This window comes from Candidatus Omnitrophota bacterium, from assembly GCA_028699255.1.
GTDB lineage: Bacteria > Omnitrophota > Gorgyraeia > 2-01-FULL-45-10 > 2-01-FULL-45-10 > FEN-1322.
Genome location: JAQVUX010000010.1, coordinates 17,129 through 39,971, shown reverse-complemented (window position 1 = coordinate 39,971; position 22,843 = coordinate 17,129). Strand labels below are relative to the sequence as shown.

Here is a 22,843-nt window from a genome sequence, read left to right as displayed (position 1 = left end):
AAGAGATAACGCTTGCACAATCCGCGGATGGCTCTGCCATGGAGTTTAGTCAGGCTACAATGCAATTATTGACCGAATCGAAATACAAAAACGACGTTACCGGTGACACTTATGCTGAAGCCTTTGCCGCACAGGTGACACAAAACTACGATGCCTATGCCACCGAGTTTCCTATATTACAGCAGTTAACCAGGCTGGGCAAAATCACGGCTGTCGTAAAGTGGATCAAAGATAATAACATTCCTTTCGATCTGTCGTTTTTCTCCAATTATGTCCCCGCGGCTGGAACAACACCGCAATACACACCCCAGACATCAGTCGTCACAAGCTGGACTAATGGTTTAAAGATTTATTCACTCACCATCATAGGCGGAGTTATTTATAAGTTAGACGATACTAATTTTGCAAGTTCTACTAATGCAGTGGCAACTACAGCCAGTGAAGCCGCTATTACCGCCCGAACAAGTGACACCGATTTTAGCTGGGATTTTAGCGCTGAGGATCCAAGCGGTAACACGGAACAATTCACAGCTATCGCGCAGTCATTTACCCGTTCACAAAAAGACGGCAGTGTCAGGGGATCTAAAGTGGATATGTCCTTTCCTGTGCTGGGGGATAATTCACTTGAGCTTGTCAGGTATTATAATTCTTTTTACGACAAATCTACCGGATTTGGGTATGGATGGCAGATCACGCCTTTTGCCATACGATTCCCGAGCACGCCGGAGAACTATACTTTCGGGAATAGCGCATTTACGGTGAGCGCCAATGATCAGATTTACGTCAGAGAAGGGCAGAATGAGTATCTTTACGTCCTAAAAGGGCTGAATATTAATAGTAAGCCTGTATATATGAGGGAAGGCGGTAGCCATATCCTGATCGATAACCAGGACGGGACATTTACCTTAGATTGCCTTAATATAGGTAAGGCCAACTTTAACAGCTCAGGATTGCTGACGAGTGTCACGGACAGAAATGGCATCGCAATTAATTATGCTTATAACGGTTCAAATCTGATATCCATTACGCATCAAAATGGCAGGGCGATTACTTTAAACTATACAGGTAATAATATAACGAGCGCTGTTGGGCCCGGATCTAAAACAGTTACCTATACTTATTATTCCAATGACCAATTAAACACCGTCGTAGACGCCGCCAATCAAACAACCACGTATGTCTATGATGCGGATCTACATGTAACCCAGATCATTGATCCTAAAAATAATACTTCTTATCAGGCCGTGTACGATGATTACAACCGCGCTATATCTCAAATAGTGGGTTCCGCTCAATATTCTTCCAATTTCGATCTTGCGGACAGCATGACGACGACTACCGATTCCAATAGCGCGACTACCACTCAATATTTTGATGAGAATCACCATCTGGCGCAAATTGTAGATTTCCTGAACAATACGACTAATATTGTGTATGATGTTAATAATTTTGGCCCAAGCACTGTCACTGATACCAATGGCCAGACTACCAGTTATTTGTATGACAGCTTTGGTAACGTCTGGTACATGAAGGATGCCAATGGGGGACAGAAGTTCTTTTTCTATGATGCCAATAAAAACCTGATCGCGACACGTAATGAGTTAGGCAATGATACGGTCTATGTATATGACTCAAATAATCGAATGACCGAGACGCTAACCGTTGTTACGCTGGACTGGACGACGCCTACGACTCCGACACTGCCACCAAGCTCTATAGGTTATTCTTACGACCCCAACTATGTCACAAAATACACCTATGATTCCAATGGTAACCTGCTTTCAGTTACGGATGAAACGAGCAGAACCGTTAATATGACTTATGACGCCAACGGAATGCCTTTGGCCGTAACCGCGCCCAGTGGCTATCAGACAAGTAAAACTTACGATACCTTATCACGCCTGTCTACTGTTTCCGATACTGGCGGGGACGCAACGTCATTTTATTATGATAATGTGGATAGAATTAAAAAGATCACGACAACAGCCGGAAGTGTCAATTATACCTATGACGCTAATGGCAATTTAGCGACTGTGATCGATGGTAATAATAACGTGACCACGTATGGTTATGACAATAATAATAACTTGGTTACTGTGAAAGATGCCGCCAGTGGCGTTACACAATATACTTATGACGTTAACAATAAGCTTACCAAGATCATCATGCCTAACGGCGCTGTTAAGGACCTGACCTATGATGAAGCCAATAGGCCCATTATGGAAATCAGTGAAAAGACCAGCCCTGCGCCTCATATCGGAGTGGCAGTAAGCTCTATCGATTTTGGTTCAGTCCCGGCCGGGACTCCTACCACAAATCAATTGACGGTTTATAATACGGGGGACGCCTCTCTTGATATAACAAACGTTTCTACCGATAACGCCGTATTTACGGTAAGTCCTAAAACCGCGACTATTCTCTCGGGTGCTCAGGCAGTATTCAATGTCACCCTGACAGCACTTATCGGTACTAACCCAACGGGCAACTTAACTGTTCAGTCCAATGATCCTGATACTCCCAGTGTTAGTGTCAGCTTATCGGGCACGGCTGTCATCCCCAGCTTGACTACCGACGTAAGTTCTCAACTCAATGGAATATCAGTGAATTGGACCGGATATCAGGGGCAGGGGGTATTTAGCTATTATGCTATTTATAGATCGACCAGCGCTATCACAAGTCTATCGGGTTTAACGCCTTTAACGACTATTTCCAATGTAGCTACGGTAAGTTATGTGGATAATACAACTGTTATTGGCACGGTTTATTATTATGCGGTTGTAGCGTTTGACTCAGTTGGTACCGAATTGTCTACTATACAATCCTCCAGTTCGATTACCTTTCTTAATTTTGCCAGGATAGGGTCGTCTGTTAACATTGCGAACTCTTCGAATAATGAAGATAACGTCGCGGAAGTATATAACAGTACTTCCAGTCAATTTTTCGTAGTTTATGAAAACGATGTTTCCGGAAACGGTTCGAATATCGACATTTATGGTCAATTCATTTCAGCATCCGGTCAGCCGGCTGGAAGCGCGTTTCCTATATTCAATAGCGGTTATATCGAAAATAAACCGCAAGTTGCCTGGAATAGCACCACAAACCAATATATGGTTGTCTGCCAATATACTAATAGCTCGGGGATAACACAGATAGCAGAGCAGAGAGTATCCGCGGCAGGTGCGCTCGTGGGCGGTCCCGTGACCATTAATTCTTTAATTAATTCCCCGGGCGTTGCGGAGATCACACCATCCATTGTTTATAATTCTACGGAAAATAAGTACCTGATCGCTTATGCAAGTAATTATGCCGGCAATGGAACAAATGACCTGATTTTAATTATTTTGGATGCCAATGGTAACTGTGTGGTCGGCAAAGATTATTCATATTATCCTAATACTATTCAAAATCCTAAAGTTGTCTTTAATTCCCAGACAAATCAATATTTAGTCGTTGGTGGCTATACTGATTTATCCAGCACTTATAGCATAGCTGTGTTTGGTATTAGTAGCGCAGGGAGCGTTACCAGCGGCAAGCTAACCGGTCTTCCTCAAAAAGCATATTTGCCTAACGTGGTTTATAATCCCAGCCTGAATCAGTACGCGATGGTTTTTCAGTATGATTATTTAGGCACCGGCGTGTCATATGCTATTGGAGTCCAAACCATATCCTCCGCCGCGGTCCCGGCCTACTCGTATACCTATTATGCTTCCAGTGGGAGCAGTTATTTGGGGCCATCGTTGGCGTATAACTCGACTAATAATGAATATTTTATTACACTTACATCTTCATTGACTGGAAGTAACGAACAAGACATACTGGGTTTGCGTGTTTCACCAAGCACCCTAACCAAAGTTATCCAGCAACCTTTAAGCATCGCTTCAGTAAGCGGCATGCAGTTGCAAAATGGTATTGCCGCATACAATGCTACAGGCAATGAGTTTTTTGTTGCCTATCAATATAACAACGGCTCTAATTTTGATGTTCTTGGGCAAATGGTAGGAGTTCTTACAAAAGATCTTACTTTTACACCTCCAAGCCTGGATTTCGGATCAAACCTTACCCAGAAGCTGACCACTCAGATGACCGGAGAGGTTACCGGGATTCCAATTTCGGTTACCTTTTCAGCCGATCAGCCTTGGATCCAGTTATCATTATCAAATCTTTATATTGGAGGGACGACAGCTCCCACCGGGACAATAGGAGTTAATATTGTTAACACGAGCAAACTTAGCGTGGGGTCGTATTCGGGCAATGTCGTCGTTCGTTTTGATGGCATCACCACACTTATCCCGGTTACAATGCAAATTATTAATTTACCGCCTAATCCGCCTACCAATCCAACGCCGGCGTCAGGCGCTACTAATCAAGCTAATTTAGGGACTCCCCTTGAGGTTTCCATGACCTGGACTGGGAGTGATCCGCAATCAAACCCACTAACTTATAATGTGTATTTTAGTGACAACCAGGAATTGGTTGCGAATTTGGATCCCTCTGTTTTGATATCACAGAATCAGTCATCTTCGTCATATACTTCCCCGGCCCTTGGCTATAATAAAACATATTATTGGCAAGTAAAGGCGATAGATAATACGGGGTTATCAGCACTTAGCGGCGTGTGGAGCTTTACTACTAGTTCTATCTCTGTCCCGACATTGATTTCATACAGTCCTAATCTTACGAATAATCAGAAGCCAATATTGACATGGAACGCTGTTAATGGCGCGGCGCATTATAATATTCAAATAAGTAGTGCATCAGATTTTAGCGCTCTATTGGTTAATGACAGCAGTAGTGCCTCTCCTACATACACACCTACTGTGGCCTTGCCTCAAGGTACGATATACTGGCGAGTAGCCGCTATAGATTCCCTGGGTAATGAAGAATCGTTCTCAAGTAGTAGTAGTTTTATCATTAATCTGGTACCCCCAGCACCGGTTACTCTCATAGCCTATTCACCTGATCCGACCAATAATCAAAAACCGACATTGACATGGAATGCCTCTATAGGCGCGTCTTTATATCACGTTCAAATTGCCAGTGCGAGCGATTTTTCAACCCTTCTATTTGACGGATACGCTTCCGATACAAATTATACTTCAGTATCGAATTTACCTGAAGGAAGAATATGGTGGCATGTTAGCGCGAAAGATCTAACAGGCAACGAAAGTCTGTATTCTTCCGCAGATAGTTTTACTATTGATGTCACTCCGCCTGGCACCGTAAATGTAACAACAGCCAAAGGTGCCATGGAAAACATTACGATAACCTGGGATATATTTAATGATACAGGAGGAGATTTCCACAACTTTAATATTTACCGCTCGGATAGCGTCATGACTAATGTTACAGGGATGGCGCCTATAAGCCAATCGATTGTTAATAAAACAGTAACGAGCTATGTAGATACTACAGGAGTATTCGGCAAATCATATTATTACGCCGTTACAGCGGTAGATACCACCGGCAATGAGTATAAAAAGGTAACGTCAGTAGGCCCTGTGTATATGTTCCAGGCTCTTGGCATATCTATAGACCATGCGGATTGGCAGTTATTAAATAAAGAAGCGGGATCTGAACATATCTCTGATAGTTCTAGCAAAATAATAATAACAAATAGCGGTGATGGTCCTCAATCTTATGATTTAAAAATAACAAGCCAGGGGAGCTGGGCAAGTGCTTCCGATAAGGATGGTGTAGGTATAGATATATTTGTGTTAAGCGCGATTTTTGCAGGTAGCTCGGAAACAGGCATAGACGCTACTTATTTTAATGAAGTAGGTAGCGATGACGTTATTTTATCCAATAGCGCTGATGTCGCGACTTCTCTAAGGTTCGGAAGTAGCCGTTTAGCGCAAAACGGAGTGTCGGTTTCAGCTGGTGGCACAAGAAGCTTATGGTTTGATTTAAAAGCGCCTTCGAAAGACACTACCAAGGGCGCCACGCATTCTATCGAAGTTACAATAAATGCTGAAGCTTCTTAATATTCATTAGGAGGGGGTGAGAGAAAAAAATAAAAACAGTGGCTCCTCGTGGGAGGAGTAAATACAATCAAATGTTGTAAAAAAGAGAGGTGTGAAATGAAAAAGTATTTATGGATGGCAATAGGTGCGATAGCACTCTTGACAGTGGTATCCGCGCCTGCTTTTGCAGCAAACTCGGCGAGCTTTAACGTAACGATTTCAATAGCGACGTCAGCCGATATTATGGTGACGGGCGGGCCTATTGACTTCGGAATAAAAGGCGCCAATAGCTCTGCCGTTTCATCAAACGCGATTGTAGTAAAGAACACCGGTTCCGGGAGCACCGAGACATATTCGCTTAGTCTATCCGATCCTTCGGGCTGGACGTCGGTAACTACCGCCCCGGATTTTGACAAGTATAGATTAAGCGCCGCTTTTGCTACTACGGCTGATGTAGTTACTTGGGGGACAGCGAATGCTTTGACCACAGTTTCTACGCCTGCATCGACAACGCAGTTTGCCGGCGACAAAACAGGATCCGCCGTTCCTTATAATGAAGAAAGAAGTATATGGTTAAAGATAGAGACTCCGACAGGCACATCGTCGCCGAGCCAGAAGACCATAGCCGTTACCCTTAGCGCGACCGTTGATTAGTCAGAAAAGGTGGCGCTTATTGTCATGTAAAAAAGCTGTCGCCGGTATCGCTATTCTGGGAATGGGACTACTGTATCCTGATTTATCGCAAGCCAATGGGTTAAGGACAAGCTTTGGTAAGGTTGCGCTTGAGAATGTTCCCATGGGCGTGGAATACAGTATGCAAAAAGACTCCCAGTTTCCGTTAGTTATCGAGAATAATAGCGATAACGTCGTAGAAATAAAGATCGAAGTCTTGGCGCCCGAGGGGGGTGAGGTTCAGGAAGGCTATGAACCCATTCCCAGCGTGGACTGGATAAAGTTGGAGAAGACTTCATTTATGATTGAGCCTAACGGTAAGGCCCAGACGGACGTGGTTATTAACATTCCGTATAAAAAAGAATACCTTGGAAGAAAGTTTCACGTCTTTATATGGTCTCACACTATAGGCGAATCGTTAGGGCTCGGAATAAGAAGTAAATTACTTTTCAGCGTAGGAGAGGCTACGAAATAGGTATTGCATAGAGGGCGGTATATGAAAAAGACACTCATTGTGTTACTGGTTACCTTAATGTTTGCCAATGCAGAGGTTTTCGCCGTGACGGGCTATACCTTTAATGTAACCGTGTCTCTTGATACGACTGGGCCCGAGACGCAAACTGATTATGACGGACTTTGGCATAATAGCAACCTTACCATTACCTTATCTGCTACCGATGCGGCATCTGATATAAAAGAGACTTACTATAAAATTAATGGCGGAGATACGCTCGCCGTTAGCATAGCAGGCCAGCCTCTTATATCTACGGAGGGCGCTAACAACATATTGGAATATTGGAGTATCGATAAATCAGGCAATGAAGAAACGCCGCACAAAACGCTATCAGCAATAAAACTGGATAAAACACATCCTGTAGTAAGCATTACAAGTCCTGCTAACGAAGCCGCTGTTAGCGCAAGTCCCGTAACCGTTACCGGCACAGCGACAGATACATTATCAGGCGTTAGCAGTGTTTCCGTAAATGTCGAAGGGACTGTTTACACGCCGACAGTAGGCACGGATGGAAGCTTCTCGATAACGGATGTCATAGTAGTAGGCGGCCCAAACAAAGTTACCGCTTCAGCTCAAGACTTGGCGGGTAATGCAGGTAGTAGCAGTGTTTCAGTATTTTTAGGCTGGGTGCTTCATCTAAAGCCTGCGTATGCCCAAATTACGGATTATTATAGCGGTGCCGCATGCGCTCAGATGATATTAAATTATATCCGTGATGGTGTTAGCACTAGCTTGACTCAAGAAGAGATATATGACTACGGACATAAATATAATAGTTCGATAAATTCTACTATAACGGAGATAGATCCTGTAGGCATGTATCATGTGCTTGGACATTACGACCCTTATGATTCAACTGATACAACTGGTTATGGTATTGTGTCCAAAGGATATAATTTTAGCGTAGAATCATTCGCGAGCGATAAGTTTGCCGAGTATTTGAGAGACGTGATCCACTGGATGGCGTATCCTGTAACTATTGATTCCTGGTGGAAAGACGGCGATCTCGCCGCATGGCCAAACACTCCCCCCGTTGTTCCCGCGTATGGGACATATAACCATTGGCTTATCGTAAACGGCGCCGCTACAACTGAAAATCCGATACCCAAGCCGCATACAAACCCATGGTATACCCCGAATTTTACAGTATATGGCTTATGGTTGACAGACCCTGCGTCGGGCGGGATAGGCCAGGATTTATATGTAACGGCAAAGGCGGCTCAGGAAACATTCTTCCTGCCTGTCGTGACCTCCGATGCCTATAATGGAAAATATTTGCAAGTAGCCGAACCACCTGAAGTTGAAAGTGATGCTGAAGTGCAAACGGCAGAAGCAAAGGTAAACGAAGAAACACTCGCTATAATAACTATTTCCGAAACACTCGCTAAAGAAATTCCTGACGGATTGTCCGATGCTGAAGCCAGAATAGAAAATGCCAAGAAACATCTTTATGATGCGGCTTTGGTGGTTGATCTTAAAAACGATATTCAATCACAGCTTAGCGCGACTTCATTAAGCTCGGTTTTTAGCTCTGACAGCCAGTCATCATTTAAGCTCGATTGGAAAAAGATTGTAGATTCATCGCTTCTAACGGATGATAATTTCGTGAAGGCATTTGACGGTAGCCAGGCAAGAAGCTTTGTTAAGGTCCGGCGTACCGATAAAGAAAATACTTACTATTACCTTATACCATTCGACAAATATGTCAACGGACAGTTTCTTACCTATGCCGCTATAATTATCGATGCGGCTGATGGAAGTTTTAAAGAAGCCTCGTGGGTAACTACATCGACACGTTTTATACAGGTAACAAAAGCTGAAGCGTTGCGATTGGCATCCTCGGTAAATTGTATTTTGCAAAACGATGGAACGACGGCTGAATTAGTCTGGGAACCGGGTGGTCCTTCGCAATCACCTTTCTATCCTTACTGGCAGATTACTTCTGGAAGCGTTACATATTTTGTAACCCAAAATAGCGAGGTTATAGAAAAAGATGTGTAAACTTAAGACTGTTGAAAAAGTTCGTCATTGCGAGCGGCCGAAGGGAGCGAAGCAATCTTTGATATTTGTTTCGAGCTTGATTTTATGTATGCTTCTTTTCTCCGCCTCTCTTTACGCTTTTGAACAAACGATAACTATCCCTGCGGAAAGTTCGCAAGGAACAGTGCTCGATTTAAAAAAAGGTGATTACATAGTCAAGGTGGAGGGTGGCGCGATTACACTTTGTTATCCAATAAATCCCAACTACAAATGGCTTATTGGAGTAGCGGTAGGAACCGATGTAAATGGCGGCCAGGATTATCCTAATATTGGAACGCTTTACTTTGAGCCTAACCCACCCGCGCATAGTCAGACAGATGCTGAGGAGCAAGCGATAAAAGCTGTGAAAGAAAACATTGCCGGGACTTTCCTAAAGTTTACGCTTACGGAGAACAAAAGGGTAAGGTTCTGGGTGAGCGATTACGATTATAGCGATAATAGCGGGATGATCAAGGTAAAAATAGTTTCTGCTTTATAAAAAAAGGAGGTGCGTCTCGTTTTTCGCAATATGAATGAGACGCGTCTGGCACCCCGCCTAAGGCCATGCCGCTTGTAAACGAGCAGATAGCCCATCTGAAAAAAAACAAGACGCATTTGCTTCCCTGGATGAAATCGTGTATACTTTGCTTTATATATGATTATCAAATGGCAGTTAATAGATATTAACATAATAAAAGGAAAATAATAACAATGAGAGAAAATAATGAAAAAGGCGTGATACTGGTAGCGGATGACGAAGTCGATCTAACCAAGACCCTGAAAGGATTTTTCTCGGCTTTAGGGTATGATATGCTTACCGCTTTCGACGGCACCGAAGCCGCAAAAGTCATAGACTCTATTCACAATATCGACTTGATACTACTCGATATAAATATGCCCGGCATAGACGGTGTTACCATCCTAAAGAAGGTCAGAAAAGAACACCCTAAGACCAAGGTAATCGTAATAACCGCATATGATAAAGAGTCAAAAGATGCCGTTGAAAAGATTGGTGTTAACGGCTTTCTTGTTAAGCCCATAGATATATCAAAACTTCTCGATAGGATCAAATATGTTTTACGAGAATCCGACAAAGATACAAGATTTTATTCCACAAACGAAAAAGACCCGGAAATTACCCAAACTCCGAAAGCTAAGGTCCTATTCCTTGAGCCAAATCCTATGGCGTTCGCGCTTATGTGTGTATATTTTGCAGGACAGGCGCTTACGCCTGAAGACAAAGAGCAGGGTGTGATAGAAGGTAGCTACGAGATAAAGGTCGTATATGGCGATAGGGAAGGGCTTAATCTTTTGTATGACTATCAACCCGATATAGTGGTTATGAATGAAAGCCTTTTCAGTATCGAAGATACGAAAGAGCTCGCCGGGCTGATGATGAGATCGAGCCATAAACCGAAAGCGCTTATATTGCATGGATTCTTACCCAAAAGCGATTTCGAGTTAATTGAGCTTAAAAAGATGAATGTAGAGTTTTGCAATCAAACCGCCATAGACGATAAAGGATTCAAGCTTTTAAACAAGGCTCTCGCGAATTTTGTAGCTAAAGAATGCATAAAGCATGGGTTGGTGAAGAAGTAAACCATGGCAGAGCCGATAAAACTGACAAAAGAATATTTATGAAAATAGTTGTGCTGAATGGTAGCCCGCTGGGCGTCGATCTTAGTATTACGATGAAATCTATCGAGTTTATTCAAAAAATATTTCCTTATCATAAATTTGAAATAATAGAGATTTCCAAAAACATAAAAAAAATAGAAAAAGATGAAAAGATATTGCAGGATATCTTAAATAAGGTTGAGCAATCCGATGGTGTTATTTGGGCTTTCCCAGTATATATCCTTCTTATCCCCGCACAATATAAAAGGTTTATAGAACTAATTTTTGAGAAAAACAAAGAGTGTTTTTTTAACGGTAAATATACGGCCGCTTTTAGCACATCCATCCATTTCCATGACAATATAGCGCATAATTATATCCGAGCCATTTGCGATGATTTAAACATGAAATATATTGGTTGTTTTTCTGGTGAACGGCTCGGCCTTTTAAAAGAGAAGGAAAGGAAAGAATTGGTATCATTTGCTGAGTACTTTTTTGAATCAGTAAAGCAAAAAATGCTCGTTGCAAAAAGATATAGGCCTATAATTTCATCAGAGAATTTGTATAGACCGAAAAATATAAAAAATGTCATCGATGTTGGGGGTAAAAAAATTGTTATTTTAATCGATGGCGTAAAAAGCGAATCGAATTTAATCAAAATGGTAAATGGATTCGTTGAGAGCATTGATAATAATGCCGAAATAATAGATATAGAAAAGCTTGGCATAAAAAACGGATGCATAGGCTGTTATCATTGTGGATATGAAAGTAAGTGTGTTCATGATGATGAGTTTACAAAGCTTTATAATGCTAAAATAAAACCGGCGGATATAATCATTTTTGCCGGTAAAATTAAAGACCGATATATATCTTCGTCATGGAAATTATTTTTAGATAGAAGTTTTTTCAATAATCATGTCCCCGTTTTTATAGGTAAACAAGTAGGAATGATAATATCCGGTCCATTGGAGCAAATTTCAAATTTGAGAGAAATGTTGGAGGCCTATGTAGAATGGCAGCAAGGTAGCTTGGTGGATATAGTAACAGATGAGTGTGAAAATTCAGATGAAATAGACGATCGTTTGAAAAATCTGGCAATCCAGATAGTCACGCGGAGCGATAGACGTTACATAAAATCCAGAATGTTTTATGGCATAGCAGGCACAAGATTATTACGCGATTATGTATGGGGAGATTTTAGATTTGCGTTGCAAATAGATCATAAAACGTATAAAAAACTGGGACTTTACGATTTTTCTCACAATAATATAAAAATGCGAGTAACGAACTTTATATTGTATCCTTTAATGAAAATCCCTATTTTTAGAAGAGAATTCGTTAAAAGGTTTAACCGTGAAATAATCAGGCCGCATAAAAAACTGATAAAAAACTATATTCAAAATGATCAAATATGATTTTATTATAATTGGTTCTGGCATAGGCGGCTCGGTGCTTGGTGCCCTCTTATCCAAGAGTAAAAAAGTGTTACTTCTTGAGAAAGATAGTAATCTCGGAGGATATTGCGCTAGTTTTAAACGAAACGGATTTGATTTTGATGTAGCTATCGAAGCAGTGAATGGGATAAAGAATGGGCAAGTAGTATACAATATTTTCAAACAAAGCGGAGTGCTGAAAAAATCCCCTTTTACAAAACCTGCGGTTTTATACAGATCCATATATCCTGATTATGATTTACGTTTTCCACAAGCTAATGTCAAAGCATACAAAAAAATACTTTATAACCTGTTCAAAAATGAAAAAAAAGGTATTGATCAATTAATCGATGAGATGGGCCTGATCTATAATGAGATCGATGCTTTGGATAAAAAGAGGAAACTTTTGAAGTCGCCTAATATTATGAAATATTATAAGGCGACATTCGAAGATTTGCTGAATAAGTTTATTAAGAATGAAAAGTTAAAAGCGATTATTTCCCAATATTGGGTATATTGTGGTGTGCCGCCCAGCATGCTTTCAGCCATAACGTTTGCCTATATCTGGCATGATTATACCTGTAACGGTAGCTATTACCCAAAATATGGCATGGGGATATTTATTAACGAATGCGCGAATGTTATCAGAAAAAATGGCGGCATAATACTTAAAGAGTCGGAAGTATGCAAAATACACGTTAGCGATAAAAAGGCCATCGGAATAGAGCTTGCCGATAAAACATGCTATAAAGCGGATGCTTTTATCTCTAACATAGATTTGCGCAAGACTTTTGATATGTTATCCGAAAAAAATGAAGATGTTGCGAAGCTACTTGAAAAATCCGAGGAAAAAGAGGCTTCCATCTCTGCGTTCAGGGTATATTTAGGTCTAGATGTAGATTTGAAAAAACTTGGTATAAATGATAGCGCTGTATTTATAAATCCCGGATATGATTTAACCAAAATGTATTATGCCTCAGTAAATAATAATATAGAACTTGCGCCGATATCGGTAATTATATATTCCAACCTTTCAAGTACGTTATGCTCGAAAGGTAAATCTGTAGTTTCAATTACTATGTTATCCGGATATGATTTTTGGAAGAGTTTAGATAAACGGACATATAAGAGCACGAAAGAAAAAATGGCTGACAAACTGATTAAGCGAGCTGAAGTAGCTATACCCAAGTTGCAACAATATATAATCGAGAAAGTTATAGCAACGCCGTTAACTATGGAACGATATACAGGTAACAGCCATGGGGCTATATATGGCTGGAGTAAGAATAATTTATATGACGATATACGATTTATGAAAGTTACCACCCCGATAAAAAATCTGTTCTTATCGAGTCACTGGACAAAGATCGGAGGCGGTATAGCGGGAGTTGCGAGGGCGGCGGAAAAAACTTATCGATTGCTTAACGCTAAAGGTAAATAATATGAATATGTTTGCGTTCTCAGGGTTGCTGTTAGGAGCCACATCCCTTATTTTAGGGGTTACAATTTTAATTTACGGTAAAAACAAAATACACTCAACCTTTGCGTTACAAAATATAGCTATTTCAATATGGGGTATTGGCCAAGGATTAGCTGGTCTTTCGAAAAGTCCTGAAGATGCGTATTTTTGGTGGAGCGTAGCGCATGTAGGAGGTTTTTTCGTAGCAACTTTATTAGTTCACCACCTCCTTCTTATAAATAATTTAAAACATAAATTTATTTTGTGTATAGCTTATTTATTAGCCATCCTGTTACCAATTTTATTTTTTACACATTTAATCGGCATTAAAATGGTATATCTCTTCAATAGTTTTTATTTTCCACAGCCAGTTAATATGGTCTATAAAATATATGGTTTAGCATGGATTGCCACAGCAGCATACGCGACTTATTTGATAATAAGAAAATATAAAGTAGCAGACGAAGCTGAAAAAATATCATTACGTTTATATTCAGCCGCCTATATTTTTGGATTATGGGGCGGTGGATCATACTTTCTTCCCGTATACGGCATTAAAGTATATCCTTATGGCAATTTTTTCATACCGCTGTATTGTATAATTATTGCATATTCAATTTTTCGTCGCCAATTATTTGACATCGACGTTGTGGTAAAGAAAACACTTGTTTTTGCCGGTCTTTTCGCTGTAGCAGTGGCTATGTTTATTTTGCCAATATTATTTATTCAAGAATTCATGTTATCTCGAATGAGTTTTGTAGGAAGGATTCTAACCCTTAGCATTAGTGCGCTTTTAATAATTTTAACATTGGAACCTATCAAAAAAATACTCACCAATCTTACCGATCGATACCTCTTCCAAAAAAAATACAACTACCGGCAAGCGATTGAATTCTTCATTGATGAAGTCATAACGCTTTTGGATATGGATAAAATCGTCGATGGAACCATTGATTTTTTAGAGAAAATATTCCATCCTCAGTATTCAGATGTTTTATTGGCGAATAGTAATAAATATATGTCGCATAGCGGTAAGGATGAAAACGAGGCTCGAATTATCGAGAAGGAGTCGCCGATCGCGAAATACCTAAAGTCGGCAAAAGGTATCTTATCGACGGAAAATGACAACGACAAAAAGATAAAAGAAGATATAAGAAACGAAATGCTTTCTCTCAAAGCCGCATTAGTCATTCCGCTATTACTGCGGGATGAGCTTATAGGTATTATCCTCTTGGGCAAGAAAAAATCCGATGAATACTATACCCAGGAAGACTTGAACATACTTATGGACTTAGCTCGTACGCTGGCCATAGCGCTCAAAAACGCTGAATTTGTGAAGGAACGGGATGCCATGCATCTTAATATGACGCAGGCAAAGCTTAAAGAAGAGCTGGCTATTATGGCTTATGGCATGTCCCATCAGTTTAATAATAAATTTCACGGTATTGCTATGAGCATACAGTGCGCAAGGGAGATCCTGCAATTAAAAATACCTTCGGGAGATAAAGATAACGTCGCTAATGTTTTTGATATCATGACTAAAACCGAGAAAGAAGCCATCGGCGCCGGTGAGATCGCCCAGGGGTTACTCAATTTCAGTAAGCCCGATAGATTAAAATTCGAGATGGTTAATATAACGAGCAACATAGATGTCGTACTCCAACTTGTCGAGTATAAGCATCCCGGTTTTAAAGAGATGGAAATAATAAAAAATATAGATAAAGATTTACCTCTTACGTTTGCGCACCTGGGCTATCTTCAGGAGGCGTATTTTATAGCCATAGACAACGCATATGAAGCGATAGAATATATGAAAGCAAAAACCGCGGGTTTTAGGGGCCGTATAATAATAACCGCATCAAGTAATAAAAAAGCTAAAGAGATTATAGTATCAATAAAGGATAACGGTGTCGGCATGAAGCCCGAGGTTCTGGAAAACGTCAGAAAAGTCATCCCGTATTATTCCACCAAAGGTTCCAGTGGAAAATCCGGCCATGGGGCAGGCAATAAAATGTTAAACCAGTTTGTGGATTTTCACAAAGGCAAAGTTGCTTACGAATCCGTCTATGGACAGGGGGCCGTGATAAGCATACATATACCCATAGCAGAAAAACCTGACGATCCAAGTATAAAAAAATAGGAGGCACAGGCAAGTGGTTAAAATATTGCTGGTCGATGACGAAGAAATGATCACGGATATGACCGTTACGATGCTGAAGATGAGAGATTACGATGCGTATGGGGCTAAGAATTCCAGGGAAGCGTTTATGCTTCTCGAAACGCATAAGCCCGATATTCTTATACTCGATATAAACTTACGGGAAGAAGTCGATGGTTTTACGCTTTTAAAGAAAGGGTTGGAGCTTAATCCGAAAGCTCAAGGCATAATACTCACCGGTGGAGATACTACGATGGAGGAGTGTTTACAGCATGGCGCAAAGACGATGCTTAAGAAGCCCGTTAATTTGGAGAAACTGATAAGCACAATAAACGAATTTAGCAGACACGTTAACTCGTAAAGGGGCCAAGCAATGGCAAGCGAGAGGCTTCATGTATTATTTCACGATCTTACCGGCTCGATAGGCGGTATCGCTACACTTTCGCAGATATGTGTAGCGTATATTACTAAGTTTAACATGGATAGACTGGAGGGTCAGTTTAAAGAAGGACTGTCGACCACTTTTAAAAATATAGCCGCCTACCATGACAGGATCGCTGAAAACCTTAATCTGACATTGAATGTATTGGCCGAAATCGATTCCAAGGGCACAGCCGTAGTTTTAGAAAGTGCCATAAAGCGTGAATTAAAAACCGCGAAAGAAAACTACAGCAACGCCGAGATGGCATACTCCGAACTTTTGAAATCCGACACAAAAGAAAACCTGCTAATTTTTGCCGAAAGGCTTAAAAAACTTGAGCCTATATGCGATTCCATGTTGACGGCAATAGCCGAGGCTAAGGATAGGCTTGCTACGCAAGGAAAATATTAGCCTCTCAATTATTCTATTTGACATTGTCGGCGCGGCATACTACTATATGACTACAAGTTATGAAAAATGCAAAAAATAATATAAATAATCTAAAACAACTCAAGCGGGTTGTTTTTTGTTTTTCACTATAATCGGGAGGTACAAGATGAAGAGGATAGCAGTTTCATTGGTTTTATTGGCGTTCTTAGCGGGTTGTTCGTCGGCCAGTTCTCATATGAAATCAGTTAAGTCGGATGCAGGCGACAGGGTAACTGTAGGAAAAGTTCAGCGGGAAATTCGGATCGGCATGCCTTCTGCTCAAGTCATAGAAGTGTTGGGATCACCCAATCTCGTGTCAACGGATGAAAACAGGTTGGAAGTTTGGGTTTACGATAAAATTGCCACAGATGTATCCTATTCAAATAACGCAGGCGGAGTATGGTTGATACTTGGAGCTGTAGGCGGAAATTCCGGAGCGGCGTCAACCTCTCAAAGAACCTTAACTATAGTTGTCAAATTTGACGTAGATAAAAAAGTGCGGGATTTTGCCTATCATTCTTCCAGCTTCTAAGGGGGCATATGAAAAAAATAAAGTATTTATTTAAAATCTGTTCCATAGGGGTAATGTGTATGGCAGTGTCTGGTTGCGCGACTATGCCAAAGGGTTTTCTTAAGCCCGAAAAAAATGTGGTACAGCTTCGTCAGCTGGAAATGAGGCAATACGATACAAAAGATGAAGAAAAAATAGTTAAGTCTGTGGCAGGTGTTTTACAGGATATAGGTTTCACCTTAGATAATAGCGAGACTAAGTTAGGATTTGTCGCCGCATCAAAGAGAGCGGACGCAAAAAATGCGGCCCAAATTACATCAGCTGTAGCTCTCGACGTTTTAGGTATTGCCGCCGCCTGCTTTGGCGCTCCTTGTTATACGAATAGCCTGGCTCGGTGCGATAAGGAGCAACTCGTAAAGGCCTCCATAATCGTTCAGCTGGCTTTGGATGGCAGTAAAACGGTTGTTAGAGCTACTTTCCAGAGAGTTGTTTGGAATATGTCAGGCCAAATTAATAAGATAGAAACTATCAGCGATGCGCAGACATACCAGAAATTTTATGACGCTTTGTCAAAATCAATATTTTTGGAGGCTCAGAACATATGAAAAAGCATAGTAGTATTGCGATTATTGCATTTATGGTTTTTGCTTTGGCGGGATGCGCAACCACAGCCAATAAGGCGTTTGAAGCTTCGGAAAGCCAGGTTAAATTGCGCAGTATGCAGACGAGGGCTTTTGATACCACCGATACTAAGAAAATGATGCAAACCGTGATAAGCACTATGCAAGATTTGAACTTTGTTATCGATAAAGCAGACCTCTCCCTCGGATCTATTACAGGAACAAAGTTTGTAAATAATTGCAGTGTTGTGATGACCGTAACGGTAAGGTCGAGAGGGGAGACACAATTATTGGTTAGGGCGAATGCTCAGGTTGGAATCAATAGCATAGACGATGCCGCAACGTATCAAGATTTTTTTGTAGCGCTGGAAAAAGCTATGTTTTTAACCGCTCAGCAAGTTGACTAATGGCATTTGCATAAGCCTAACTTTATCTGCTAATTTCAGATCGATACTGGTGTTACGCCGACGAGGCGGAGACCGGGTGCTTGGTTAATGTGAGATGATGGTGAACGTGGCAGTACGTTGAGAAATTATAGATACTGAGCTGGCGCTTGCAGGTAGTCAACCTGCAGAACCTGCGTTTTTTATTGGAGCGGATTATTTTGGCCATCTAAAGGTTGCTCCGTTTCGGGCTGTTTATTTTTATTATCCAGTTTTCGCTGTAGCTTTTCTTCCTTCTTCTTTTTCTTGGCCTGTTCTCTCTTGTATTTCTGGTAGGAATAATTATCTCTTGCCAATGAGGCCTCCTTTGTATCTTTTTATCTACCAATAGTATAGCAGAGATGTGCCCATTAAGATACACTTACTTTAGTATTTTTTAAAAAAATAACATCATTGTCGTGTTATAATGAATGGTATGCAACCGAAGAAATTTCCAATGATAGCGATAGTAGGCCGGCCTAACGTCGGGAAGTCGTCCCTTTTTAACAGGATGGCCGGCACGAGGAAGGCGATAGTCGAATCGGCGAGCGGCACTACGCGTGATCGGCTCTACACCGATATAGGGTGGAAGGGGAAGACCTTCACCATCGTCGATACCGGCGGCTTTGACACGTCCAAAATCCACGATATCACTCCGCTTATATTAAAACAACTCGAGAATGCTATAGCCGAAGCCGATGTCATCCTGTTTGTAGTCGATGCCAGGACCGGCGTAACGCATCAGGACACGGAACTTGCCTCGCGCCTCCGGAAAGTCTCCAAGAAGATATTTTTAGCGGTGAATAAAAGCGATGATGCGCACTGCGCGGCCGCCGCGCTTGATTTTTTTGAGCTGGGGCTGGGCGAGCCGTACGCAGTATCGGCTACTACGGGCCGAGGCGTGGAGAAACTCATAGACGCCATGACTGCCGCAGGCGGTGCGGCATCCGGGAACATCCACCGGGAGACGGAAGTCATCGGTGTGGCCATCGTGGGGCGTCCCAACGTCGGGAAGTCGTCATACCTCAACGCGATACTGAAAGAGGAGCGCGCCATCGTCCACGATGTCGCGGGCACGACGCGCGACGCGCTCGATACCGACTTTGAACTTGAGGGCAGGCACTACCGGCTTATCGATACCGCCGGCATGCGGCATAATATGAAGCTGGGCGTGGCGGCAGATTTTTACGGCAGTGTCCGCGCCAGGGAAGCGATAAAACGCGCCGATGTCGCTATGGTGCTTATAGACGGCATGGACGGCCTCAGGGAGGACGACGAACGTGTCATAGATTTCTGTATGGAGGAGGGCAAGGCGGTCATCCTCGCGGTCAATAAGTGGGACCTGGTTAAAAATATGGACACCGTGAAGTATAAAGAGATGCTGATCCGTAAAATGAACGCCATAAAAAATATCCCGGTCGTTTTTATATCGTGTAAGACATCCCGGAACGTCGCCGCCAGTATTGCCCTGGTGCGGCCGCTTTATGAAAAAGCGGCGAAGGTTTTTGTTGCCGTCGAGCTCGGAGAAGTCCTGGCGTTATTGAACGATTCGCGCGAGGTGCGGAACAGGCGCGTTAAATTCGAATATTTAAAACAGGACCCCGCGCGTCCGATGAAATTTGTGCTGGGCATGAAAAATACCAGATTGGCCAATGAGAACCTTCGACGCTATGCGGAGAATTTTTTGAGGGCATCGCGCGATTTTGAAGGTATGCCCATAGAAGTAGCTTTTGAAAAGAGGCAGAGACGCTCGTGAAAGTAACATTTTTAGGCACGAACGGCTGGTACGATACGCCGACGGGCAATACACCCTCGGTATTTATCGAAACGCCGGAAGAATATATAATCCTCGACGCCGGAGGCGGATTCTACAAAGCCAGAGACCTCGTAAAGGATGAGCGTCCCGTCCGGTTATTTTTAAGTCACTTCCATCTCGATCACATTATCGGCCTGCACACTCTTCCCATATTCAAATTTCCTCAAGGGCTTGATATATATCTCGTATCCGGGCAGGAGAAGCTATTGCGGATTTTTTTAAAGCGGCCGTTTACTACGCCGCTTCTTTTTCTTCCGATGAAGATACGTCTTCACGATATAGATAACCTGCGTGGTTGCTCTTTTGCGCTGGAATACGCGCCTCTTAAACATTCCGTGCCGTGTTATGGTTTCCGATTTACCATTGAAGGCAAAACAGTTACATATTGCACAGATACGGGTATTTGTGGTAACCTGAAAAAATTAGCAAGAGGCGCGGATATATTCATGACGGAATGCGCGATTGCGCCGGATGAGAAAGGCCCGAGCCTGTACCATCTGACGCCGCAGTTGGCCGCGCGCGCCGCAAAAGATGCTGTGGCGAAGCGGCTCTACCTTTGCCATTTTGATCCGGGTAAGTACCCGTCTTTTGTCAGCCGGTCGAGGGCGGAAGACGCCGCGCGGGCAATATTCGTCCCGACCTGCGCCGCGAAAGACGGAATGATTATAAATTTATAACCGTTCGACCTCGGAGGTGCGACCTCGGAGGTCGAATATGGTAGGTGATATATGCGAAAGACAAAAGGATAATCTGAGAAATATGGTTGCGCGTTTTAAAAAAGCCGGTAATTTTATATTATCCGATAAAGTGTTTATTCCGATAATAGCCATCCTTATCATAGCGGCGGCTATTGTTACGGGCGTCAGGGGCGGCAAGGATCTCAAGGTTGCGTTATACGGCGTCGAAAAGATGATGGACAGGCAGTCGCCGTACGATAATCCTACCGACGCTAACCGGCCGATATTCCGCTACGCACCCGCAATGACTATCCTGCAGGCTCCGTTCATGTTGACGAGCAAGCCAAAAGGCCCGTTTGAATTTGAACACATGCTGCCATCCGTTCTTGCATGGTATCTGGCGGTGATGTTCGCGCTTATAATGAGTATATTTTTGCTCATGCGGATCATGCCAAGTCCGTCGCGCGCGACGACCGTGCGCAATCTCAAGATAAGCATTCTTATTGCCGTGCCTTTGATCGGATATGAACTGGTGAATAGCCAGAATAAACTCATGGCGCTCGCCTTCGCGATCGCGGCGATATATCTTTTTGAAAAGAAAAAGAATTTCTTTTCCGCGGTATTGCTATCGCTCGCCATGACGGTTTACATCCCTACGTTTTTTCTGGCCGTTTATTTTATTATCCGTTCCAGGGGAATGTACATAGTCCATTTCATCCTCGGGGTATTGACTGTATTTATAGTAATACCGTCTCTTGTGTGGGGCGTAGCATATAATAATTTTGTTTTGAAGGACTGGTATTTAAGGTGCCTTAAACCGTTTTTCATGACCACATCCTATAATACCTACATGGAACTACGCTCGAGCAGTCAGTCGCTACCCAGCGCTATCGGCAGGATCTTCGTTTGCGGCAGGACGACGCCGTACAAATATATAATTCCTCCGGAGGCCATACACATAATAATACGAGTCATATCTGCGGGAATATTTCTGACATCGGCCGCCGCTGTGTGGAGACGCATTAAACCTCGAATGCTGGGGATTTCATTTTCCCTGTTTTTGCTTCTGCCGCTTCTTACGCCGTCATACTGCCTTTGGTATACATGGGCGTGGATATTCGTTCCATGCCTTGCCGTCCTGAATTATTTGAGTTATCCGGACATAGATAAATCCGAACGTTTGTTCTTAAAGATCGCGTTTATCGTACTTGTGGCTGTAAGTTATTCCGCGGCCATCATGTTCTTTAATGACATTTCAGTCATGTTCTGGGGGACGTTGTTTTTCTGGGGCGTCCTGGCATTTACACTAATTAAAGACGCGAGGCGCCCGGCGTGATGAAAGAGAACCTTTCCATAGTATTGATTGCTCATAATGAAGAAGACGTTATCGGCAAGGTCGCCGCAGGTCTCGTCGAGAAATATCGCGAAAAGATAATGGAAGTTATCGTGGTGGATGACGCTTCTACCGACTCTACGGCCGCGGTTGTCGAAGATAGGATGAAGTCGGAGCCGAAAATACGGCTCGTCAGGCGCACGCCGCCGTGCGGAGTGGGGCGGGCGATAAAGACGGGTTTTCAGAGCGTGTCTCCCAGGGCGGATTACGTGCTGACGATGGACAGCGACTTCGTAGGAAATATCGGCGATGCCGGACGTCTCATAGAGAGGATGGAAGAGGGCGGATGCGACGGCGTTATCGGCTCGCGTTTTGTGGAGGGCAGTCGTATAGTCGGGTATTCTACGGCGAAGATGTTCGCGAACCGCGCTTTCCATTTCGTCGTGGGAATGCTTTTCGGCATAAGGCAGAAAGACCTCTCCAATAATTTTAAACTCTACAGGCGGGAGATTATAGAAAAGATGCCATGGAAGTCCGACGACTTTGCCATAAATGCGGAGACGGGGATTCTGCCGATACTCTCCGGCTACAAAGTCTGCGAAGTCCCCGTGTCGTGGATAGGGCGAGGCACCGGCGAGGGCAAATCGAAGTTTAAATTGCTTAAAGTAGGTTTAGGTTACATCAAAGTTATCCCGTACGCGCTTACCTTCCGGAAGCAACTGCGAAAATAAACCAGGCCGACATTGTCTATTCTACGATTAGATGATATAATTGTAGGCAAA

General features: G+C 42.7%; 19 protein-coding genes. 18 read left to right on the top strand and 1 reads right to left on the bottom strand.

What is annotated here, in order from left to right; all coding sequences use genetic code 11:
• The first annotated feature begins 59 nt into the window (after nt 1-59).
• The 14 genes from PHS46_07660 to PHS46_07595 all read left to right on the top strand — a co-directional run bounded on the left by PHS46_07660 (nt 60) and on the right by PHS46_07595 (nt 18,220).
• Complete coding sequence (locus tag PHS46_07660) at nt 60-5,981, top strand: DUF1573 domain-containing protein (protein MDD3906380.1); 5,922 nt, start codon at nt 60-62, stop codon at nt 5,979-5,981.
• A gap of 96 nt (nt 5,982-6,077) precedes the next feature.
• Nucleotides 6,078-6,614 carry a hypothetical protein gene (locus tag PHS46_07655; GenBank protein ID MDD3906379.1) on the top strand — a complete coding sequence of 179 codons (537 nt, stop codon included), beginning with the start codon at nt 6,078-6,080 and terminating at the stop codon, nt 6,612-6,614.
• 19 nt (nt 6,615-6,633) lie between these two features.
• Nucleotides 6,634-7,107, top strand: coding sequence for a hypothetical protein (locus tag PHS46_07650; GenBank protein ID MDD3906378.1), 474 nt, complete (start codon nt 6,634-6,636; stop codon nt 7,105-7,107).
• A 21-nt stretch (nt 7,108-7,128) separates the two neighbouring features.
• On the top strand, nt 7,129-9,147 hold the full coding sequence (locus tag PHS46_07645) for an Ig-like domain-containing protein (GenBank protein MDD3906377.1): 2,019 nt from the start codon (nt 7,129-7,131) through the stop codon (nt 9,145-9,147).
• The gene (locus tag PHS46_07640) at nt 9,140-9,664 is read left to right on the top strand and encodes a hypothetical protein (protein ID MDD3906376.1); all 525 of its coding nucleotides are present in this window, start codon (nt 9,140-9,142) and stop codon (nt 9,662-9,664) included. The genes PHS46_07645 and PHS46_07640 overlap by 8 nt, the downstream gene beginning before the upstream one ends.
• A 212-nt stretch (nt 9,665-9,876) precedes the next feature.
• Nucleotides 9,877-10,764 (top strand): response regulator, encoded by an 888-nt coding sequence (locus PHS46_07635; protein MDD3906375.1) that lies wholly within the window; start codon nt 9,877-9,879, stop codon nt 10,762-10,764.
• On the top strand, nt 10,734-12,197 hold the full coding sequence (locus PHS46_07630; GenBank protein ID MDD3906374.1) for an NAD(P)H-dependent oxidoreductase: 1,464 nt from the start codon (nt 10,734-10,736) through the stop codon (nt 12,195-12,197). The genes PHS46_07635 and PHS46_07630 overlap by 31 nt, the downstream gene beginning before the upstream one ends.
• Nucleotides 12,184-13,656 carry an NAD(P)/FAD-dependent oxidoreductase gene (locus PHS46_07625; protein ID MDD3906373.1) on the top strand — a complete coding sequence of 491 codons (1,473 nt, stop codon included), beginning with the start codon at nt 12,184-12,186 and terminating at the stop codon, nt 13,654-13,656. Before PHS46_07630 ends, PHS46_07625 begins: the two co-directional genes overlap by 14 nt.
• Before the next feature lies 1 nt (nt 13,657).
• Entirely contained in the window at nt 13,658-15,814 is a 2,157-nt protein-coding gene (locus tag PHS46_07620) for an ATP-binding protein (GenBank protein MDD3906372.1), read from the top strand.
• Nucleotides 15,815-15,827: 13 nt separating this feature from the next.
• Entirely contained in the window at nt 15,828-16,193 is a 366-nt protein-coding gene (locus PHS46_07615) for a response regulator (protein MDD3906371.1), read from the top strand.
• 12 nt (nt 16,194-16,205) lie between these two features.
• Nucleotides 16,206-16,664, top strand: a complete 459-nt coding sequence (locus PHS46_07610) for a hypothetical protein (protein MDD3906370.1) — start codon at nt 16,206-16,208, stop codon at nt 16,662-16,664.
• A gap of 145 nt (nt 16,665-16,809) precedes the next feature.
• A complete protein-coding gene (locus PHS46_07605) occupies nt 16,810-17,214 on the top strand; it encodes a hypothetical protein (GenBank protein ID MDD3906369.1) in 405 nt (134 codons plus the stop codon).
• Nucleotides 17,215-17,222: 8 nt separating this feature from the next.
• On the top strand, nt 17,223-17,798 hold the full coding sequence (locus tag PHS46_07600; GenBank protein ID MDD3906368.1) for a hypothetical protein: 576 nt from the start codon (nt 17,223-17,225) through the stop codon (nt 17,796-17,798).
• A complete protein-coding gene (locus tag PHS46_07595) occupies nt 17,795-18,220 on the top strand; it encodes a hypothetical protein (GenBank protein MDD3906367.1) in 426 nt (141 codons plus the stop codon). Before PHS46_07600 ends, PHS46_07595 begins: the two co-directional genes overlap by 4 nt.
• 179 nt (nt 18,221-18,399) lie before the next feature.
• Here the strand turns inward: PHS46_07595 and PHS46_07590 are convergent, their stop codons facing one another.
• Nucleotides 18,400-18,552: a hypothetical protein gene (locus PHS46_07590; GenBank protein MDD3906366.1), complete on the bottom strand. Its 153-nt coding sequence runs from the start codon at nt 18,550-18,552 to the stop codon at nt 18,400-18,402.
• Between the two features lie 140 nt (nt 18,553-18,692).
• Between PHS46_07590 and der the strand changes: the two genes are divergently transcribed.
• From der to PHS46_07570, 4 genes are read left to right on the top strand one after another with little or no spacing between them, the layout of a single operon-like run.
• A complete protein-coding gene (der, locus tag PHS46_07585; GenBank protein MDD3906365.1) occupies nt 18,693-19,991 on the top strand; it encodes a ribosome biogenesis GTPase Der in 1,299 nt (432 codons plus the stop codon).
• Entirely contained in the window at nt 19,988-20,728 is a 741-nt protein-coding gene (locus PHS46_07580) for a ribonuclease Z (GenBank protein ID MDD3906364.1), read from the top strand. The genes der and PHS46_07580 overlap by 4 nt, the downstream gene beginning before the upstream one ends.
• A gap of 37 nt (nt 20,729-20,765) precedes the next feature.
• On the top strand, nt 20,766-22,064 hold the full coding sequence (locus PHS46_07575; GenBank protein MDD3906363.1) for a glycosyltransferase 87 family protein: 1,299 nt from the start codon (nt 20,766-20,768) through the stop codon (nt 22,062-22,064).
• On the top strand, nt 22,064-22,792 hold the full coding sequence (locus PHS46_07570) for a glycosyltransferase family 2 protein (GenBank protein ID MDD3906362.1): 729 nt from the start codon (nt 22,064-22,066) through the stop codon (nt 22,790-22,792). The genes PHS46_07575 and PHS46_07570 overlap by 1 nt, the downstream gene beginning before the upstream one ends.
• Nucleotides 22,793-22,843 lie beyond the last annotated feature (51 nt).

What these genes read in the sequence shown, in the direction of transcription:
- PHS46_07620 (MDD3906372.1), top strand. Translation starts at nt 13,658, where the DNA reads ATGAATATGTTTGCGTTCTCAGGGTTGCTGTTAGGAGCCACATCCCTT.
- PHS46_07630 (MDD3906374.1), top strand. Translation starts at nt 10,734, where the DNA reads ATGCATAAAGCATGGGTTGGTGAAGAAGTAAACCATGGCAGAGCCGAT.
- PHS46_07610 (MDD3906370.1), top strand. Translation starts at nt 16,206, where the DNA reads ATGGCAAGCGAGAGGCTTCATGTATTATTTCACGATCTTACCGGCTCG.
- PHS46_07595 (MDD3906367.1), top strand. Translation starts at nt 17,795, where the DNA reads ATGAAAAAGCATAGTAGTATTGCGATTATTGCATTTATGGTTTTTGCT.
- PHS46_07645 (MDD3906377.1), top strand. Translation starts at nt 7,129, where the DNA reads ATGAAAAAGACACTCATTGTGTTACTGGTTACCTTAATGTTTGCCAAT.
- PHS46_07640 (MDD3906376.1), top strand. Translation starts at nt 9,140, where the DNA reads ATGTGTAAACTTAAGACTGTTGAAAAAGTTCGTCATTGCGAGCGGCCG.
- der (MDD3906365.1), top strand. Translation starts at nt 18,693, where the DNA reads ATGATAGCGATAGTAGGCCGGCCTAACGTCGGGAAGTCGTCCCTTTTT.
- PHS46_07600 (MDD3906368.1), top strand. Translation starts at nt 17,223, where the DNA reads ATGAAAAAAATAAAGTATTTATTTAAAATCTGTTCCATAGGGGTAATG.
- PHS46_07625 (MDD3906373.1), top strand. Translation starts at nt 12,184, where the DNA reads ATGATCAAATATGATTTTATTATAATTGGTTCTGGCATAGGCGGCTCG.
- PHS46_07655 (MDD3906379.1), top strand. Translation starts at nt 6,078, where the DNA reads ATGAAAAAGTATTTATGGATGGCAATAGGTGCGATAGCACTCTTGACA.
- PHS46_07605 (MDD3906369.1), top strand. Translation starts at nt 16,810, where the DNA reads ATGAAGAGGATAGCAGTTTCATTGGTTTTATTGGCGTTCTTAGCGGGT.
- PHS46_07570 (MDD3906362.1), top strand. Translation starts at nt 22,064, where the DNA reads ATGAAAGAGAACCTTTCCATAGTATTGATTGCTCATAATGAAGAAGAC.
- PHS46_07575 (MDD3906363.1), top strand. Translation starts at nt 20,766, where the DNA reads ATGGTAGGTGATATATGCGAAAGACAAAAGGATAATCTGAGAAATATG.
- PHS46_07635 (MDD3906375.1), top strand. Translation starts at nt 9,877, where the DNA reads ATGAGAGAAAATAATGAAAAAGGCGTGATACTGGTAGCGGATGACGAA.
- PHS46_07660 (MDD3906380.1), top strand. Translation starts at nt 60, where the DNA reads ATGCAATTATTGACCGAATCGAAATACAAAAACGACGTTACCGGTGAC.